Annotated in this window: 1 protein-coding gene and 1 pseudogene; one reads left to right on the forward strand and one right to left on the reverse strand. The window is 60.8% G+C overall.

Translation table 11 applies throughout. From position 1 onward, the window contains the following. Window positions 1–194 precede the first annotated feature (194 nt). A pseudogene (locus DID99_RS36310) lies at window positions 195–1,151 on the reverse strand (IS5 family transposase). Window positions 1,152–1,531: 380 nt separating this feature from the next. Between DID99_RS36310 and DID99_RS36315 the strand changes: the two are divergent. Continuing rightward, the gene (locus DID99_RS36315; protein WP_124668702.1) at window positions 1,532–2,140 is read left to right on the forward strand and encodes a hypothetical protein; all 609 of its coding nucleotides are present in this window, start codon (window positions 1,532–1,534) and stop codon (window positions 2,138–2,140) included. Window positions 2,141–2,523 lie beyond the last annotated feature (383 nt).

The following is a 2,523-nucleotide window of genomic DNA, read 5'->3' on the forward strand; positions in this document are numbered from 1 at the left end:
TTGCTTGGCTTCGAAACCGCTACGCCGTCGGCAGCGTGAACTCGTTTGCCGAGCAAAACGAATTGTTCAGGGCCGACTAATTACGGCGCTGGTGCACTTCGGCAAGCTCAGCGCGGAGCGCGCATCGGGGCGCACCGAAAGGCGTTGTTGCATAAATTGAGCGCAAAGACGAAGTAACCGTCATGTTCACGATCTCAAGCAATGCGACCGGAGTGCGGGCGCGGGAGGTCCGCCATGCGATTCAGTACCCCCCCGCGGATGGCGACCTCGGCCGCCTGCGTGTCGATGTGCCGCGCCCCCAAGCGGTAACCCGTGAGCGTCTTGAAGCGATACATCGCGTTCTCCGCGAGCGAGCGCCGATGGTAGCCGCTACCCTTCTTTCATCCCCGGCGGCCGAGTCGGGCGATCGCATCAACCGCCTCGTTGCGCCATGTCGCACCCGACGTGTTCACGGGCCAATGAGCGGCGCCTGCGCGCGGTGGAATCGAGGGCGTTGCGCCGTGCGCAGCAATTGCGGCATGGCACGGCTTGGAGTCGTAGGCGCCGTCACCGCCGACGACGTCGAACTGCGCGTCGTGCGGGATCGGGTCGGGCAGTTCAGCCAGGGCGTCGCCGTCAGCAACGTCCTGATGCGTCATCAGCGCGGCACGCACCTGAGCGGTGTTCGCGTCGAGCGCGAGAGGCGCCTTGCGCCACGTGCGGCGCTTCGAGTAGCCATGCTGACGCACCTTCCATTCGCCTTCTCCGTAGATCTTAACGCCCGTGCTGTCGACCACCAGATGAATCGGTTCGCCGTCGCGGATGATCGGCCGTTGGACCTCAAGTGTTTGCGCGTGACGGCAGAGCGTCGTGTAGTTCGGCACGGGCAAGCTAGCGAACGCCAGATCGCGCAGGCTTTGCGCGAAGCCCTGCAGGGCACGCAGCGGCAAGCGGAACACGGTCTTCAGGGCGAGCAACGCCTGAATCAGTGCATCGCTATACAACCGCGGCCGACCGCGCGTCGGTTCGGCGTCAGGCAGGCTCGCAAGGGCGGCTTCGTCGATCCACATCGTGACGTTACCTCGGTTGATCAGGCCGGCGTTGTACGCCGCCCAGTTTCTGACGTGGTAGCGCGCCTTCGGCTCGTACGTCCCGCTCCTGTCCTTGCGCATCTTCTCGGCAAAAATCGAGCATCGAGCCCTGCGCGCCCCAGTTGATGATTGTCTGCGCGGTCGGCTCGAACTCGTGCGCGAGATCTCCCGGCGAACGTTCGGCCTTTACCAGATTAATCATATGCGCCCTGAATTCCCTCGGGTATGGGGCTCGATGTCTGCCCATTTTCGACACTCCTTCCCCAAAAGGATAAGTGTCCGTTTTCGAGGGTCAAGCCCAGTTTCTGAAAGACTTCGCACCCAAACAGCGGGATAAAGGGTCTTGCTTTCTCAAGGTTCAAGGTATAAGTATGACGCTCTCAGTGACTTCAGCAGCAGGTCTCCAATCTTCGTCTACACCGTCCTTAACGACTAGGGGTAGCGGTGTTATAGAAACCACGGTGGATAGCTACCAGATTAAAACGGCGTCCGATCACGACGCCTTCTCCTCATTTCGGGAGGCCCTTCTCAGCCTCGTTGAATTCATCGTATCCAGTTTGAGTTGCTCGTTTGCTGCAAATGACCCAACACAAGCAAGACAGCACGAGCAGGATGCTGCGGCGCACATGCACGCGCGCAAGTTCGGGCAGGCTGCGTGGGCTTACATGCAGGCCGCCGACACTCACATGCAAGCGGGAAATCTGACGCAGGCCGCGCTCGCCTATGAGCAGGTCGCTTCGGCCCGCACACGGGTCGTCGAGAATGACATGCTGACGGGAACGCCCGAAAAGGCCGCATGCGCTTATGAGCAGGTGGCTGCGGCTCACCGGCAGGCCGCCGAGGCTCACGTGCAGGCAGGAAAGCCCGAACAGGCCGCACGCGCTTACGAGCAGTCGGCTGCGGCTTACGTGCGGGCCGCCGAAGCTCACATGCAGGCTAAGGATTCGGAGCAGGCCACTTGGGCTCATACGCAGGCCACCTGGGCTCGTACGCAGGCGACGACGGCTCTTACACAAGCCGCGGCAACGCTGCTACTTCGGGAGGCCGGAAAAGTTAATAAAGTGTATTAGAAGCTCTAGCAGGCTGTTGAAAAGCGCCTCGTTTTGACGGCTGGAGCACTATTTAAAAGGGTTTCGTATGCGATTGGCTGCTGAGTTGCAGATAAATCGTCACGGCTGCCCTGCCGGTGAGCGGGCAAGCAGGCGCGTTGCCGCGCGACGGCCAAGCTTAGCCGGCTGATCGCATTGCCCCTTGTGGCACCGCCGCCAGTATTCGGGCCATTCGAGTCAGGTTGCTTGCCAGCATCGTCAGTTTGAAGTGCTGGTCGACTCGTTTGAGGTGTGTGATTCACGCACATCGTTTCAACTAATATGGGGCGATGGAGCTCGAGATCTCGATGCGATTACGCTGGGTACGTATGTATCACGAGACCGGCAACGCCGGTCTCGTGTGC

The sequence above is a fragment of the Burkholderia sp. Bp8986 genome (assembly GCF_003854225.1).
In the GTDB taxonomy this organism is placed as follows: domain Bacteria; phylum Pseudomonadota; class Gammaproteobacteria; order Burkholderiales; family Burkholderiaceae; genus Burkholderia.